The sequence below is a fragment of the Cobetia sp. MM1IDA2H-1 genome, from assembly GCF_002916775.2.
GTDB lineage: Bacteria > Pseudomonadota > Gammaproteobacteria > Pseudomonadales > Halomonadaceae > Cobetia > Cobetia marina.
Genome location: NZ_CM133225.1, coordinates 1,940,201 through 1,956,717, shown reverse-complemented (window position 1 = coordinate 1,956,717; position 16,517 = coordinate 1,940,201). Strand labels below are relative to the sequence as shown.

At 59.5% G+C, this 16,517-nt stretch carries 10 protein-coding genes; 6 read left to right on the top strand and 4 right to left on the bottom strand.

Going from position 1 to position 16,517, the window contains the following annotated elements; genetic code table 11:
* Positions 1-195: 195 nt before the first annotated feature.
* The 3 genes from BOH68_RS08330 to metH all read right to left on the bottom strand — a co-directional run bounded on the left by BOH68_RS08330 (position 196) and on the right by metH (position 7,069).
* Entirely contained in the window at positions 196-1,296 is a 1,101-nt protein-coding gene (locus tag BOH68_RS08330; protein WP_170877421.1) for an ABC transporter substrate-binding protein, read from the bottom strand.
* Between the two features lie 396 nt (positions 1,297-1,692).
* Positions 1,693-3,021: an MATE family efflux transporter gene (locus BOH68_RS08325; RefSeq protein ID WP_077376365.1), complete on the bottom strand. Its 1,329-nt coding sequence runs from the start codon at positions 3,019-3,021 to the stop codon at positions 1,693-1,695.
* 319 nt (positions 3,022-3,340) lie between these two features.
* Positions 3,341-7,069, bottom strand: coding sequence for a methionine synthase (metH, locus tag BOH68_RS08320; protein ID WP_077376368.1), 3,729 nt, complete (start codon positions 7,067-7,069; stop codon positions 3,341-3,343).
* 360 nt (positions 7,070-7,429) lie between these two features.
* On the opposite strand from metH, the gene nfuA reads away from it, so the two are divergent.
* The 6 genes from nfuA to BOH68_RS08290 all read left to right on the top strand — a co-directional run bounded on the left by nfuA (position 7,430) and on the right by BOH68_RS08290 (position 15,328).
* Positions 7,430-8,020: a Fe-S biogenesis protein NfuA gene (gene nfuA / locus BOH68_RS08315; protein WP_077376371.1), complete on the top strand. Its 591-nt coding sequence runs from the start codon at positions 7,430-7,432 to the stop codon at positions 8,018-8,020.
* Positions 8,021-8,277: 257 nt separating this feature from the next.
* Positions 8,278-10,083: a diguanylate cyclase domain-containing protein gene (locus BOH68_RS08310; protein ID WP_077376374.1), complete on the top strand. Its 1,806-nt coding sequence runs from the start codon at positions 8,278-8,280 to the stop codon at positions 10,081-10,083.
* Between the two features lie 403 nt (positions 10,084-10,486).
* Positions 10,487-11,044: a diaminobutyrate acetyltransferase gene (gene ectA / locus BOH68_RS08305; protein WP_077376377.1), complete on the top strand. Its 558-nt coding sequence runs from the start codon at positions 10,487-10,489 to the stop codon at positions 11,042-11,044.
* Positions 11,045-11,303: 259 nt separating this feature from the next.
* Positions 11,304-12,566, top strand: a complete 1,263-nt coding sequence (gene ectB / locus BOH68_RS08300) for a diaminobutyrate--2-oxoglutarate transaminase (RefSeq protein WP_065392487.1) — start codon at positions 11,304-11,306, stop codon at positions 12,564-12,566.
* Between the two features lie 232 nt (positions 12,567-12,798).
* Positions 12,799-13,191: an ectoine synthase gene (locus BOH68_RS08295; protein WP_065392486.1), complete on the top strand. Its 393-nt coding sequence runs from the start codon at positions 12,799-12,801 to the stop codon at positions 13,189-13,191.
* A 316-nt stretch (positions 13,192-13,507) separates the two neighbouring features.
* A complete protein-coding gene (locus BOH68_RS08290) occupies positions 13,508-15,328 on the top strand; it encodes an EAL domain-containing protein (RefSeq protein ID WP_170877422.1) in 1,821 nt (606 codons plus the stop codon).
* Here BOH68_RS08290 and BOH68_RS08285 read toward each other — a convergent pair.
* Positions 15,325-15,891 carry a DUF3833 domain-containing protein gene (locus tag BOH68_RS08285; protein WP_077376383.1) on the bottom strand — a complete coding sequence of 189 codons (567 nt, stop codon included), beginning with the start codon at positions 15,889-15,891 and terminating at the stop codon, positions 15,325-15,327. The two genes, BOH68_RS08290 and BOH68_RS08285, sit on opposite strands and share 4 nt — an antisense overlap.
* Between the last annotated feature and the right edge of the window lie 626 nt (positions 15,892-16,517).

Here is a 16,517-nt window from a genome sequence, read left to right as displayed (position 1 = left end):
CGGCACATCCTCGAACATCGTGAAGCCAGTGAAGGTCGCGTCAATATCATGATGACTCCATTATCGCGTGTGACAGGCTGTCACGAAGCAAGTCGATCCCCGCGGCTGACGAGCTGAAGGGGAGAGGGCTGCCTGGCGACGGGTGATCTGACGTGTTCCTCTCCCGGGGCCGCACCATGATCTGCTCGATCAGTCCTATCGTTCGAGTGGCGCAGGCGAGTCTTTCATCTGTCCCAACACTGCCATCGGATCAAACGCGTAGTCGTCTTCCTTTGTCTGCAATCTGAAGCGCGTGAAGTCCACCGTTTCCCAGTCCGGCTGGATCAGCAACGGGCCGTAGATATCGACATTTCCCTGATGGATGGGGCTCATCGGGAAGTGCACGGTTCTGGGGGCCCAGTGGGTGTCATCAGCGTGGTCTCTCAACATCACCATCGCCCAGGCTCCCGCCATGAAATGCCCTCCATCTGACATCACCATGCGCTTGTCCATAACCATGGCGATGCCCTCGGGCGACCAGTTGAGACCCGCGATCAGCACATCCTTGCCCGGCTGCATGCCACTGGCTTCAACCGCTCGGACGGCACCTTCCGCCATGGCGTCGTTTGCCGCCCAGATGAGGATATTGTGCAATCCCGAGCGTTCGGCCCATTGGAGATAGTGATGCGTGAGCCGCTCAGCATCCGGAAGGTTCCAGCGTGCCTCGAGAATGCGCGTCATCTTGATGGCGTCATGCTCAGCAAAGCCATTCAACATCCCGGCATTGCGAGCGATGGAGGCTGGCGTTCTGGTATCGCTGATCAAGGCGAGCCCGTGGCGCGTTTCACCGGGCGGATAGATACGCGCCGCGTCAATCAATTCGCTGGCCATCCTTCTCCCGGCGCCATGGTTGTCGGGAATGACACTGGCGATCCAGGAGGGGTGGACACTGCCGGGGACGCCGTGAGTTGTCTGCTCCTCCGGGGTCAAGCCGTTCAACAGCATCACGATATGTGATGAGCCGCCATCTGCCAGAGGCAGGAGGTCGGAAGCGGCCTGCTCCTCATTGACCAGCACGAGATAGTCCGGGGGTGTTGCACGCGCCAGGGCCGCGCTTGCCAATCGTTTCATGAGGATGGGATTTCGCTCGGCATATACGACTTCCAGCGAGACATTCAGGTCTCGAGCTGCTGCCTGCATCGTCGCCGTGACCATATTCCAGAATCGTTCCCCAGGCAGCCCCGGATTGACGAAGACGGCGGTCAGATTTCGCCCGGGCGCGAGGGACGCCGCCGTGGGGGGCATCTCGTCGGCCACCCTGGCCATTCTCGAGTGACTGCTGGCCGAGGCAACATCAAGGACTGGTGGGAGGGGGGCTGAGGAAGCGGCAATCGGGGGGCTGAACGCCATGACGCAAACGACGGGAATCCATCGTCGCGCACTCTTGATCCAACCTCCTGATTTAGACGTGATCGACATGTCGGCACCCGATGACAAGGATTTGCAGTATGACCAACATACTCCAGACCTCAGCATGTCATACGCCTCAACAACCGTGCACTATCACCCGATTTCAACACTTCGGTCCTCCAGACCGATTCAGGGGCAATGCCAGATGAAAGGGAATCCATGTGGCGGTGATGCCCCCGTGGCGATCTCGAGGTCGACAGGACAAGGCCACCACGGCCCTTTGATGAAGGAAGAGGGCGAGACTCAGAGCCGCAGCAACTGCCACTCTCTGCGTTGCCAGATGGCACTGAAGACAAGGGAGTTGAAGATTCGATACCCGAGCTGAGTACACCAGATGGCCAGCAATCCACCCCCCAGATGCACCCCGAACCACCAGGCAAGCGGGAGGAAGAGCAGCCATTGGATGGCCAGGGTGGCGGTCATGACCGTGCGATTGGCACCAGCCCCGAGCAACGCCTGAGCCAGCACGATGGCCGCGCAGTCCATGATGATCATCACGGCGGTCAGCTGTAACGGGAGCTTGCCCAGCGCGATCAACTCCGGGCGATGCAGGAAGAGGCCCAGCACGCTTTCCGGTGCCGCCCAGAGCGGCAATCCCAGCAGCATGAGGCAAGGCAGGGCGATGCGCACCGTATCCCATCCCCAACGATGGGCATCTTCATGGTGATCGCGTCCCAATGCCTGGCCCACCAGACTCATGGCCGCCAGCCCCAGACCGACTCCGGGCAGAATGAGCAGCAGGGAGAGATTGACCAGCACATGACCCACTGCCACGCTGGCCGCGTCGATCCTGCCCAGAATCCAGAACAACACGGCATAGCCCGCCGCAAACCACAGCTGTTGGAAGGAATGGGGCACCGCCAGCTTGAGCAGCGTCAGGTAGTGTCTCAGTGGCGGCCAGGCATGCAGTACGCCATGTTGTCTGCGCTCTCCCAGGGTCGCCTGCACCCACAAGCCCAATGCCACGAAGAGGGACAGTGTCGTACCGGCACCTGCACCATCGGCGCCCATCTTGGGGGCGCCATAGAGTCCATGGATCAAGATGATGCTCAACACCACATTGATCAGCTGGGTGATCAACATGATGCGCAGATAGATACCGGTGCGCTGAAGTCCATTCCAGAATCCGCGGAAGCAGAATGCCATGGCGACGGGCACGATGCCGGCGACGCGCCATTGGAAGTAGGAGGTGGCCGTTGCGTGGACTTCAGGCTGGTCATTGATCAGACGAAGCAAGGTGTCTGCCCAGTGATGGCAGGCCAACATCACGGGAATGCCCACCAACAATGCCAATATCAGTCCGGCATTCAGCCCTTCGCCGCAACGTTCGGGGGCAGATTCTCCCAGCCGTCGAGAGGTCTGGGCCTGCACGGCGGATGACAGCCCGAAGATCAAGGCCGTGACCATGAACATGGCATAGCCCCCGACTCCGACTCCCGCCAGCGCCGTCTCACCAAGCTGTCCTACCAGGGCGGCATCGATCAGATTGAGAAGGCTCTGCGACAGCATGCCACCGATGATGGGCAGTGCCAGCTTCAGAATTCTCAGGCTGCGTTGGCGTTCAGGCAACATTACACACGCCCCCTCGCCGGTGAATACCGCCGCCGGCAATCTCCAGGGTCACCTTCAGACGATGCCGCCGCGCAGGGCAGGACAGACGGGATGGATGCGCAGAACAGGGACACAGACGGCTCGCAGGGCAGAGGGCAGGGAAGGACAAAGGAGGCCATTATAGCGTGAGGTGTCACAGGCAGCATCCGGTGCATGACGCTGACCGAGACTCAGCTGAGTCAGCCAGCCCCACGCAAAAGGGCACCTGCGCTGGCAGGTGCCCTTTGCATGATCATGCGAGATACTCTTGCCGGCTTGGCGAGTCTTTATACGACCTGATCTAGCTGGCGTTGTCCGGATCGTAGCTCAGTACCGGTGACAACCAGCGCTCCATTTCGGCGAGTGGCATGCGCTTGCGCTCCGCCAATGACAGCACCTGGTCCCGGGTGATCTTGCCGGTGGAGAAGTACTTCGACTCAGGATGGGCGAAGTACCAGCCGGAAACGGCGGCGGCAGGCCACATGGCGAAGCTCTCGGTGAGCACCATGCCGGCATGCGTCTCAGGTTCGAGCATGCGGAACAGCGTGGCCTTCTCGGTGTGGTCCGGACAGGCCGGGTAGCCTGGCGCCGGGCGTATGCCCCGATACCGCTCGGCGATCAGTGCCTCGTTGTCGAGCACTTCTTCGGCGTCATATCCCCAGAACTCCTTGCGGACACGTTCGTGCAGGCGCTCGGCAAAGGCTTCGGCGAGACGATCCGCCAACGCCTTGACCATGATGGCGTTGTAGTCATCGCCAGCCTCCTCGTACTGTCTGGCCAATTCATCCGCCCCATGCCCGGTGGTGACGGCGAAGCCACCGATCCAGTCCGGCTTGCCACTGTCTCGGGGAGCGATGAAATCGGCGAGGCTGTGACAGACGCCGTCGCGGTTCTTGGTCATCTGCTGACGGATGTGGTGGAGGTGCTCGATGACGTGAGTACGCGACTCATCGGCATAGACCTCCAGGGTATCGTCGTCGACACAGTTGGCTGGCCAGAAACCGATGACCCCACGTGCGGTCAGCACCTTCTCATCGATCAACTTGCGCAGCATTTCTCTGGCATCGGCGAACAGGGCACGCGCGGCGTCTCCGACCACCTCATCCTGCAGGATCTTCGGATACTTGCCTGAAAGCTGCCAGCTCATGAAGAAGGGCGTCCAGTCGATACGCTCGACCAGTTCGTTGAGATCATACCCATCGAAGACCTTGAGGCCCGTGAAACTTGGCGCCGGCGGCGTGTAATTCTCCCAGTCAGGCTGGAAGCGGCGCTTGCGCGCCTGGGCATAGTCAAGGTCCGCAGCCTTCGGGCGTCGTTTGGCATTGCGCTCACGCACCACGGCATACTCGCTGCGCACCTGATCGACGAAGTCGGGCTTGAGCTCGGGTGACAGCAGACGAGACGCCACGCCCACGGCGCGCGACGCATCGGTGACATAGATGACCGGATGCTCGTACTGTGGCTCGATCTTGACCGCCGTGTGCGCCTTGGAGGTGGTGGCGCCCCCGATCAGCAACGGCAACTGCATGCCCCGACGCTGCATTTCCCTGGCGACGCTGACCATCTCGTCCAGTGATGGCGTGATCAGGCCCGAAAGCCCGATGATATCGGCCTTCTCGTCGATGGCGGTCTGCAGGATCTTTTCGGCGGGTACCATCACGCCCAGATCGATCACCTCATAGTTGTTGCACTGAAGCACCACGCCGACGATGTTCTTGCCGATGTCGTGGACATCGCCCTTGACGGTGGCCATGACGATCTTGCCCTTGGCCTGGGTCTCGCCGCTCTTCTCGGCCTCGATGAAGGGGATCAGGTGGGCGACCGCCTGCTTCATGACGCGCGCCGACTTCACCACCTGGGGCAGGAACATCTTGCCGGCACCGAACAGGTCACCGACCACATTCATGCCGTCCATCAACGGCCCTTCGATGACCTCAATGGGCCGGGCAGCCTGCAGGCGTGCCTCCTCGGTATCTTCCTCGATATGGACGGTGATACCCTTGACCAGCGCGTGCTCGATACGCTTGTTGATTGGCCAGCTGCGCCACTCGAGATCTTCCTTCTTCTCGCCAGTACTGCCATCACCCTTGTACTTGTCGGCAATGTCGAGCAGACGCTCGGTACTGTCATCACGACGATTAAGCACCACATCCTCGACGGCCTCACGCAACTCATCGGGTAGATCATCGTAGAGCGCCAACTGGCCGGCGTTGACGATGCCCATGCTCAAACCCGCCTGGATGGCGTGATAGAGGAATACCGAGTGGATCGCTTCACGCACCGGGTTGTTGCCGCGAAACGAGAAGGACACGTTGGAGACACCACCGGAGATCATCGCATGCGGCAGGTTGGCATGGATCCAGCGCGTGGCCTCGATGAAATCGACACCGTAGTTGTTGTGCTCCTCGATGCCGGTGGCTACGGCAAAGATGTTGGGGTCAAAGATGATGTCCTCGGCCGGGAAGCCGATATCTTCGACCAGCAATCGATAGGCGCGCTCGCAGATCTCGATCTTGCGCTCATAGGTGTCGGCCTGTCCGACATCATCGAATGCCATGACCACCACGGCCGCGCCATGGCGTCGACAGATCTGCGCCTGGTGACGGAAGCTTTCCTCGCCTTCCTTGAGCGAGATGGAATTGACCACCGCCTTGCCCTGGATGCACTTGAGCCCCGCCTCGATGATGTCCCACTTGGAGGAGTCGACCATGATCGGCACCCGCGAGATATCCGGCTCCGAGGCGATCAGGTTCAGGAAGCGCACCATGGCCTCCTGTGACTCCAGCATGCCTTCATCCATGTTGACGTCGATGACCTGCGCGCCGCTCTCGACCTGCTCTAGGGCGACTTCCAGCGCGGTGGTGTAATCCTCTTCCTTGATCAGGCGACGGAAGCGCGCGGAGCCGGTGACGTTGGTACGCTCACCGACATTGACGAACAACGAGTCCGGCTGGATGTTGAAGGGCTCCAGCCCCGACAGGCGGCAAGCTCTGGCGATCTCGGGCACCTTGCGGGGCGCGCATTGATCCACCACACCCTTGATCGCGCGGATATGTTCCGGCGTGGAGCCACAGCAGCCACCGATGATGTTGAGCAGACCCTCCGAGGCGAAGGTTCGGATGATCTCGGCCATCTCGTCCGGGGTCTGGTCGTACTCGCCGAATTCATTGGGCAGGCCGGCGTTGGGGTGCGCGGAGACAAAGGTATCGGCCTTCTCGGACAGCTCACGCAGATAGGGGCGCAGCTCCTCGGCGCCAAGAGCACAGTTGAGGCCGATGCTCAGCGGGCGAGCGTGGCGTACCGAGTTCCAGAAGGCTTCGGTGGTCTGGCCGGACAGCGTGCGTCCCGAGGCATCGGTGATGGTACCGGAGATCATCACCGGCAGGCGCGGGTGACCCTCGTCGAACAGCTCCTCCAGGGCGTAGATCGCCGCCTTGGCATTGAGCGTGTCGAAGATGGTCTCGATCAGGATCAGGTCCGCGCCGCCCTCGAAGAGCGCCAGCGCAGCTTCGCGATAATTGTCGCGCAGGATATCGAAGGTGACGTTGCGCTTGGCGGGGTCATTCACGTCGGGGGAGATGGAGCAGGTGCGGCTGGTCGGGCCGAGCACCCCGGCGACGAAGCGCGGGATGCCGGTCTCGGCGGCCACGTCATCGGCTGCCTTGCGCGCCAGTCGCGCCGATTCGAGATTGATCTCGTACACCAACGCCTGCATGCCGTAATCGGACTGCGACAACTGGGTCGCATTGAAGGTGTTGGTCTCGACGATATCGGCGCCGGCCTCGAAATAGGCGCGGTGGATCGCTTCGACGATATCCGGGCGTGTCAGGGCCAGTAGGTCGTTGTTGCCCTTGATGTCACTGGGCCAGTCGGCGAAGCGTTCACCACGGAAGTCTTCCTCTTCCAGCCCATAGCTCTGCAACATGGTGCCCATGCCACCATCGAGGATCAGGATACGCTCCTGCAGCGCCTGTCTCAGCGCGTCAGACAGGGGCAGGGAATAGGGAACAGGGGGGTGGGCTTGCGCCATGACGGACTCCAGCGTACGTGACTTGTCGCGTTGTTTCCCGGGCGTGTAACTCTGTTTGCCAAGCAAGGACTTTGCCAGGCAAGCCACACGCCACAGGCGCGAACTCATTGCTATTGGGAGGCTCTGGTGAAGGATCCGCTCGCGGCATCCTCGCCTTGCCAGATGTGGCTATCGTATCAGACCTCAGAATCGTCACGATGAGCATGATTCATGCGCAACATGAGTGCTTTAGGAAAGCCCACCCGGGAGTGGCCGCGCCCATGGCGCCAAACCCGAGTGATTTGCTCAGGATTGCGAGTGCAGCAGGATTTCCTTAACATGGAGCCATTAGTCACCTGACATCAAGAGAGTCTCTGCGCCATGAGTGAGAGCATCCAAATTACCGATAGCGCCCAGGAGTATCTTGCCGAGCTGCTCGAGAAGCAGAACGTTGAAGGCATCGGCGTGCGCATCTTCATCACCCAGCCGGGCACTCCGTATGCCGAGACGTGTCTTGCCTACTGCCGCCCGGGAGAAGAAGAGCCGACCGACGAGATTCTGGATCTTCCGAAGCTGAAGGTCTATCTCGACACCCACAGCGTTCCGTTCCTGGAAGAGGCGACGGTCGACTTCAATGCGGATCGCATGGGCGGCCAGCTCACCATCAAGGCACCGAATGCCAAGATGCCCAAGGTCAATGCGGACAGCCCGCTGGAAGATCGCATCAATTACATCCTCTACAGCGAGATCAATCCGGGCCTGGCGGCACACGGTGGTGAGATCAAGCTGATGCAGCTGACCGACGACCAGGTTGCCGTGCTTCAGTTCGGCGGCGGGTGCCAAGGGTGCTCGGCCGTTGACCTGACGCTCAAGGATGGCGTGGAGAAGACGCTTCTGGAACGCATCCCCGAGCTCGCCGGCATTCGTGACGTGACCGATCACACCGATACGACCAATGCCTATTACAACTGATTCATTGACGTGATGCCTCAAGGCGCCTGTCGATGGCCTGCGACGTCCCGACCAGCTTGATCAGATGAAGATCCTCCATCGCGTTGCGGTGGGGGATCTTTTCATTGGGAGGCTGGTGCCGGGAATGATCCCGCGTAATACATCCGAGTATTAGGATTTCTGGTATTGTGAGGATGAATGCTGCAGATGGCGCCTACGCTGACGCCTCATGACGGCTTGCCCGATGACCGTATCCACCAGTGAAGAGACCGCCATACATGACCCTGGCCAACATGCGCTTTCGCACCATCAACATCATCATCTGCGGACTCTCCGCACTGGCAGGGCTGGTGTTGCTGGTCGTGTTGGCTTTCATCACCCGCAACGTGTCAGAACTGGAAACGGACTGGCACGAATATCAGCAGGCACGTGCCGACAAGCCACGCCTGGAGAGCCAGCTTACCAAGTCGATGGGCTTCGGCGGGATGATCCACGACTTCAAGAACCTGGTGTTGCGACATGATGAGGCGTTGATTCCCGAGATCCAGAATGAAATCGGCGCAGCCCGCAGCGCCTTGTTCCGCTACCAGAGTCTGGGGATCAGTCAACAGGAAGAAGTGGCCCTCCATGGGCTGAACGAGACGCTGGACCGTTACGACGCCATGGTACTGAAGGTTCGTCAGCTGATGGCCACTGATGAGTCGGTTCGCGAGATCGACCGACAGGTCGTCGTGGATGACTATCTGGCCGTGTCCGGGCTGGACACCCTGCGCAGCGTCGCCATACGTGAATCCCGTGACAATGCCAATCCGCTGGAAGATGGCATGGGCAAGGCACGCCTGGTCGCCAACCTGCGTCGGGACATGGGGTACGGCGAGATGATCCACCACTTCAAGAACTATGTTCTGCGCGGGGACGCCATCTATGGACAGCAAGCCGCCCAGGACATCCAGTCGCTGCGTGAGACGCTTGCGGCCTACCGCGAGATGGGCATGAACGTGGCAGAGCAGCGTGCGATCCGAGATATCGCCAGTGTCATTCAGGCCTACAGCGAGCGCCTGCTGACGATCAGTCATCTACATGATGAGCAGCCCGGCATGTCAGCCAGTGAGCTTGACGCCCGCGTCAAGGTCGATGACGCGCCAGCGATCGAGGGCCTTTCGGTCCTGGATCATCAAAGCGATCAACGCGTCGCCGCCACTTCGGCGGCGGTCGGCAAGACGCTCAAGCTGCTGGCGACGCTGGCCCCTATCGTCAATGGCCTGGCACTGATCATGATCGCCGTGCTGATCGGGCTTTCCATGTGGCTGTTCGCTCGCTATGTGCTCAAGCCGATTCGCCGCCTCACGCAGACGATGAACACTCTGGCCAATGATGATGTCAGCGTGGTGATCGACAGTACTCAGCACACCAATGAAGTCGGCCAGATGGCGCGGGCGCTCCAGAAGTTCAAGTACAACATCATCGAGAGCAACAACTACAAGAAACGCATCACTCAGCTGGCAATGCATGATTCCCTGACAGGCCTGCCCAATCGTCAGCATTTCTATGAGAGAAGCGAGCAGTGGCTGGCTGATGTCAATGAAGAGGGCGGTCAGATGGCCTGTCTGATGCTGGACATCGACAAGTTCAAGCCCATCAATGACACCTATGGTCACGCGGCTGGTGACGTCGCCCTCAAGGTGATCGCGGAAAGGCTCAACCAGGTGGTGCGCAAGGACGACTTCGTCGCACGTCTGGGCGGCGATGAATTCGTGGTACTGGTCCACAATGCCGACATCCAGGCAAATCTGGGGCGCCATGGTGAACTTGCCCAGCTGGCACAGCGCATCATCGATTCATTGGGCAAGCCTTTCCTCTATGAAGACCACAAGCTGGAAGTGGGGTGCAGCATCGGTATCGCGATCGCGCCGCAACACGGCAATCAACGTGAAGCGCTGACTCACAATGCCGATATGGCGCTATATGCTGCCAAGAATGAAGGCCGCAACTGCGCCATCCAGTTCAGTCGCCACGATGAACTCGGGCAGATCGTGGCGACCTCCTCCAAGCGAGCCGCTTCCTCGACGGCCGTGAAACGCTGACCTGTCGCTCGGGCACGTGCGATGGGGATCTGCTGACATCGTCAGAGACCGCATGTGACGTCTTCACGATGCCTGCCGCGACGGCATCTCTTCATACCCTTTCTTCTCCATATGGCGCCTGCGGGCGCCATATGTCGTTCTGCTGTCAGTGACGCTTACTGCACTCAGGCACTGCTGGCGATAGGGGATGGAGGATAGGGGGCATGGCATGACTGGCGTCTGCGCGGTGGGCGGAGGCGTGGCGATTGCCCGTGAAGCGGCTCATGCGATGGGGTGATAAACGATAATTTCCCGTTATGCATGAGCGCTTCGCAAATAAACTATGGTTTGCAAGACTCATAACGGTTTGTTATGGTTTATAGCGAATTCGCCAACTGCGAAATAATCTATGAAAACCATGACAATGACTTCCACGATTCAGGGCCTTGCCCACCACACCCATGATGCCGTGATCAACCGCGCCACGACGCCGCTGTTCATCCGTCAGCCGACCACTGATGACGGCTGGGGCATCTATGAGCTGGTCAAGGCATGCCCGCCGCTGGACCTCAATTCAGGGTATTCGTACGTTCTGCTGGCAACCCAGTTCCGTGACAGCTGCGCCGTGGCAACGGATGAAGAGGGTGAGGTGGTCGGCTTCGTCTCGGGCTACACCCGCAATGATGCCCCGCAGACCTTCTTCCTGTGGCAGATTGCCGTCGGTGAGAAAGCCCGCGGGACTGGCCTGGCACGTCGTCTGATCGAAGCCGTGATGAAGCGCCCGGAGATGGCCCATGTGCGCCACCTCGAGACCACCATCACGCCTGACAATGAAGCGTCCTGGGCACTCTTCACGCGTCTGTCCGAGCGCTGGCAAGTCCCCCTGCATTCGCGTGAATATTTCTCCTCGGATCAGTTGGGCGGCGTGCACCTCGCGGAGAACCTGGTACGTATCGGGCCGTTCCTGCCGAGCGATATCTGAGCCAGCCATGGTGTCTCAAGACGCCATGGAGAAGTCTCGGGTGAGGCGGCGTCACGATTCTCGTGTCGGACCTCGAGGAGAATCACGTCTCACCCGCTGGATGTTCATGACAGGAAAGTCGTGACATCACTTGTCGACCCCCAAGTCATCGTGTGCAAGTGGGTCAGTGTCATTCGTTGAATCGTCTTTACATTCTGGCATGGCCGCCAGCGCTTTCACCGCGCCGAGCATGGCCATCCATCACCAGGGAGGTGACAGCATGAATACGCAGATACTCGAACAGATGGAATCCGAGGTACGCACTTATTCTCGTTCTTTCCCGACCGTCTTCACCAAGGCGCAGAATGCCCACCTGTTCACCGAGGATGGCAAGCGCTACATCGATTTCCTGGCCGGCGCGGGCGTGCTCAACTACGGGCACAACCACCCGGTGCTCAAGAAGGCATTGATCGATTACATCAGCAGCGATGGCATCATCCACGGTCTCGACATGTGGACTTCCGCCAAGCGCGACTTCCTGGAAGCACTGGAAGAAGTGATCCTCAAGCCGCGTGGTCTGGACTACAAGGTCCACTTCCCGGGGCCGACCGGTACCAATGCCGTCGAAGCCGCCATCCGTCTGGCGCGCAAGGTCTCGGGCCGTCACAACATCGTGTCGTTCACCAATGGTTTCCATGGTGTGACCATGGGCGCCCTGGCCACGACAGGCAACGCCAAGTTCCGTGATGCAGCGGGTCTGCCTGCCCAGGGCGCACAGTTCGTGCCCTACGATGGTTACATGGGCGAGGGTGTCGACACTGTCGCGTATCTCGACAAGCTGCTGAAGGACTCCTCCAGTGGTCTTGACCGCCCGGCAGCCGTACTGGTCGAGACCGTACAAGGCGAGGGTGGCATCAACCCGGCCTCCATCGAATGGCTGCAGCGTCTGGATGCCCTGTGCAAGGAGCACAAGATCCTGCTGATCATCGACGATATCCAGGCGGGTTGTGGTCGCACCGGCAAGTTCTTCAGTTTCGAGCATGCCGACATCGTTCCGGACATCGTCTGCAACTCCAAGTCACTGTCGGCCTCTGGCGTGCCATTCGCGATGGTGATGATGCGTCCGGAGCTGGATGAGTGGAAGCCGAGTCAGTACAACGGCACCTTCCGTGGCCATGCACTGGCCTTCGTGACCGGCGCCGCTGCACTGCGTCACTTCTGGAGCGACAACAAGTTCGAGCGCGACATCCAGCGCAAGGGCCGTATCGTCGAGGAGCGCTTCCAGAAGATTGCCGCCAAGGCGCGTGAAAACGGCTTCGCGGCACACGAGAAAGGTCGTGGCTTGATGCGCGGTATCGATGTGGCGTCAGGTGAACTGGCAGATGCCATCACCTCACGTTGTTTCGAGCAGGGCCTAATCATCGAGACCAGTGGTCACTCCGGGCAGGTCGTCAAATGCCTGTGTCCGCTGACCATCCGTGATGAAGACCTGCTGGAAGCCCTCGACATCATCGAGGAAAATGCGGCAGCCGTCCTGCGCTGAGTCTCTGCGGTATCGGGCGCTGGTCACTTGATCGGCGTCCGTTCTTCCCAGGCCCGCCATGGCGCGGGTCATCTCATGCGATTCCTGGCCCTTGTCACCTGTCACCGAAGAAGGCGCTCATCGTTCTGCGCCGCGGCTCTTTCGTGTTCAAGCGCCATTGCCTTCATGTCACTACGGGAATCGCCATCTGTCAGCTGTCGAGTCATGACAGCGCCCAAATGAGGAGAAGTTGATGATCGTTCGCAATCTCGAGGAAGCCCGCAAGACGGATCGTCTGGTCAAGGCCGAGAACGGCAACTGGGACAGCACTCGTCTGCTGCTCGACGAAGATGGTGGCAAGTGCTCCTTCCATATCACCCGTATCTTCGAAGGTACCGAGACCCATATCCACTACAAGCACCACTATGAAGTCGTGTATTGCATGGAAGGTGAGGGCGAGGTAGAGACACTGGCGGATGGCAAGGTCTGGCCGATCAAGCCGGGTGACGTCTATATCCTCAATGAACATGACGACCACCTGCTGCGTGCTACCAAGACCATGCATCTGGCATGTGTCTTCACGCCGGGTCTGACCGGCAAGGAAGTCCACCGTGAAGATGGCTCCTACGCACCTGCCGAAGCCTGAATCCGCGTCACGAACCGCGAGATTCATGGCCTGACCACACGAAGCCCCCGCAGCCAAGCTGCGGGGGCTTCGTGGTATGTGGGAGCAGGGCAGCAGGGCGCGCGGCCCCATATTGCATCACGAATATTCGAAAGTTTACCGTTTAATTGACCAGAGACTCTCAGTCTCCCTTCGCGATGCAGGCAACGATAAGCTGAATGGCATCCGAGTCACCCCGATTTCGGTCACTCAGATGAGATTCTCGCCAATGGCCATCCCCCCACACAACGCGTCTGTCAGCCCACCCGCCATTGCGGCAGGTGGGCGTCCCGGGTTCATGCCAGCAGCCCCTCATCCTCGCGAACAGGAGCGAATCGATAGCCTCCACGCGCTTCACGTACTGGATAGTGAGCATGAAAAGCGTTATGACGACCTGACGCGCCTGGTCGCGGATATCTTCGATGTCCCCATCTGTCTCGTGTCACTGGTGGACGAGAATCGCCAATGGTTCAAGGCCCACTGCGGTATCGATGCACGTGAAACGGGGCGTGACCTGGCCTTCTGTGCCCACGCGCTCCATGAAGAGCGCTACCTCGTCGTCAACGACGCGAGCAAGGATGAACGCTTCCATGACAATCCCCTGGTCACCGGCCCGCCATATCTCCGATTCTATGCCGGCGCCTTGCTGCGAGACAGTTCAGGATTGCCATTGGGCACCTTGTGCCTCATCGATCACACACCACGTGAGCTGAGTGCGCCTCAACTCGAAAGGCTGGGGCTCTGTGCCACGCTGGTCGAAAACGAGCTGATCCAGCGCGACAGCCTCCTAACGGAACGAACGCGTGCCACGCTTCAGGCCAGCATTGACCCCATTACCGGCTACAGCACACGACGTCGTTATCTTCAGACATTTGCCCATTGGATGGAAAACCGAGGGAGTGAAAGCTACCAGGCCATCATGCTCAAGGTATCGGAGGCAGAACACTGGCGTCACCACCAGGGCGAGGTCTTCCTCCAGGAGGTGATGCAGTCACTGTCCAGTCAGATCAATGAAAGCTTCGATGATGAAGACGTCATCAAGGGTCGTCTGTGCAGCGATACCCTGATCATCCTGCTGCCTCAGCGGCAGTCTGTCAGCGGCATGCGTTGGCAACGTTTCATCACTCAGCCCTGGCTGATGCATCTTTCCAGTGCTCTGAGGCCCAAACTCCTGGTCGCAACGGCCACCTTCACGCCCGAGGGGGCCACGGCCCATGAGCTTGTCGAACTTCTCGAGGAGGAACTTGCCAGTGCGGCGCATTGGGCACCGTGTCAGCAGAATCTTCAGGTCGCCGATCTCAGCAGCAATGTCACCCTTGCCATCGCATTGGGCGATCGCTTCGCCCGGGCCTTGCGAGACAATGAGCTCAGCCTGCATGCGCAGCCGATCCTGGATGTCCGAACGAGAAAGGTGTGCGGCATGGAGATGCTGCTGCGTTGGCAGGTTCGAGGGCGCTGGGTCACCGCGAACCAGATGTTGCGCATGGCTGAGCGCGCAGGCCTTGGCGAAGAACTGAATACCTGGGTGTTGCGCCAGACGTGCGCCATGATCAGTCGTTGGCAGTCGCAGCGCTCCACGGAGTCTCTCGGAGTGCCAGTATCACTGAATCTCTCGGCGAAGCGCCTGATTGACAGTGAATACGCCGAGACATTGAGACGCATCCTGCGACTTTACCGCCTCAAGGGGGAGCATCTGCGCCTGGATCTCACGGGCTGCGAACGCTTCGCGGAGACACCAGAGGCACTGATTGCGGCAATGACCTCGTTGACCCGTGACGGAGTATCCTTCTGCATTGATCGGTTTGGCCGGGATAATGCCAACCTGCGTCTGTTGAGCCGGATGCCGGCGGTAGCCGTCAAGCTGCACCCACGCTTCACAGTACCTCAGCAGCATGAGCCGGATCAGACACGTTTGATCAAGGCATGGACCTGTGCGATGAAAACGCTGGGACTGGTGCCCATCGCGGTAGGTAGCAAGCGAGTTCAGCAGCTATCGGAGCTTGAGTCTCTCGGGTTCGATCAGGTTCAGAGCGATGCCTTCGGGCAACCTGCGCTCCCGGAAGATAGCTATGCCCAGTGGCTTGCCGAGGCACATTCGCCCTTGAACAAGCGCCTCTAGCGGCCGCTCTCACAGGGGCAGCGCTGAAAGGCGAGGGTGATGGTGGCAAGCTCGATGCCCAGTTTGCGCATCGAGGTGCGATTCAACACGCGTCCGTCTGGTTGCAGATACATCCAGTCATCCATGTTGAACTCCCAGACACTGCCATCGATGGGAACCTGCAGAATATATTGCATGCGAAAAGCATGGCCATTGCTGGCTGCCGTGGCTTCTCCGGTCACGTCAGCTGCCGTGCCGCGCCACTGACGGTCACCCGTCGGGATGAAGGTCCATTGTCGATGCTGCGTCTCTCCATCGCTGTAGCGAAAGTTCTCGTCGAGGGTCAATCGTCCATCCTGCCTGGTGCCCTGTAGGTCCACCACGAAGCGCCGAGTCACTTCACCGGAACGATCCTGAACCATTCCCCAGCCTCGTGTGTGCCCGAGGAAGTACTCGTCGATTCTGAACTCGGGACCGGAACCGGCATAGGTATCGATTGAGGGGCTGCTGCAAGCCATTAACAGACTTGCCGAGGAGGCCAGCAGGGTGATCAGACCGAGGGAGCGCAAGCGGGAGCGAATCATCGACATTCTCGACTAGGAAACTTGTACTGATACTATGCAGTGATTCTACAAATAGCAATTTGGATGTGTCTCGACGCTTGCAGTGGATCGTCAACGCAGGCGTGATGTCGAATTCTCATAGGCTCGTATAATATATATTATGTTAAATCGAGTATTCGAGAAGCCCAGACTCACGTCTCACTGGACCCGCCCTGACGATCATGCTGCCTGTCATGTGTTCGCTTTGCATGACCGATACCCGCCATGCTGAACCACAACTCGAGTGCCTGATGTCCTGAAAAGTTCAGCAGCATGTCTGCCTGTCGTCAGCTGACGTCAGTGATTGGCCTTCTCCTGCCCTTGTGTCACGACCAGCCCGTTGAGAACAGACTTCGCCACTGAGGTCTCCAGTGCTCCCACCGATCATTCGATGACTTGTGACACCCACCACAAGGTGCACTCACGATGCGAGAAATGTGCAAGTCCATGAAATAAGTGCCAAAGTATGGTAGCCGGAGCCGTCAACTCGGCTGGGACAGGCACGTCCCCAACGAGCGACGTTCTTGCCTGTCGAGCGATGGAATCGACGGCAAGAGGCGTCATGAGCGCTTCGCATCACGCTGGATTGAATGATTGTCCGTGAATGG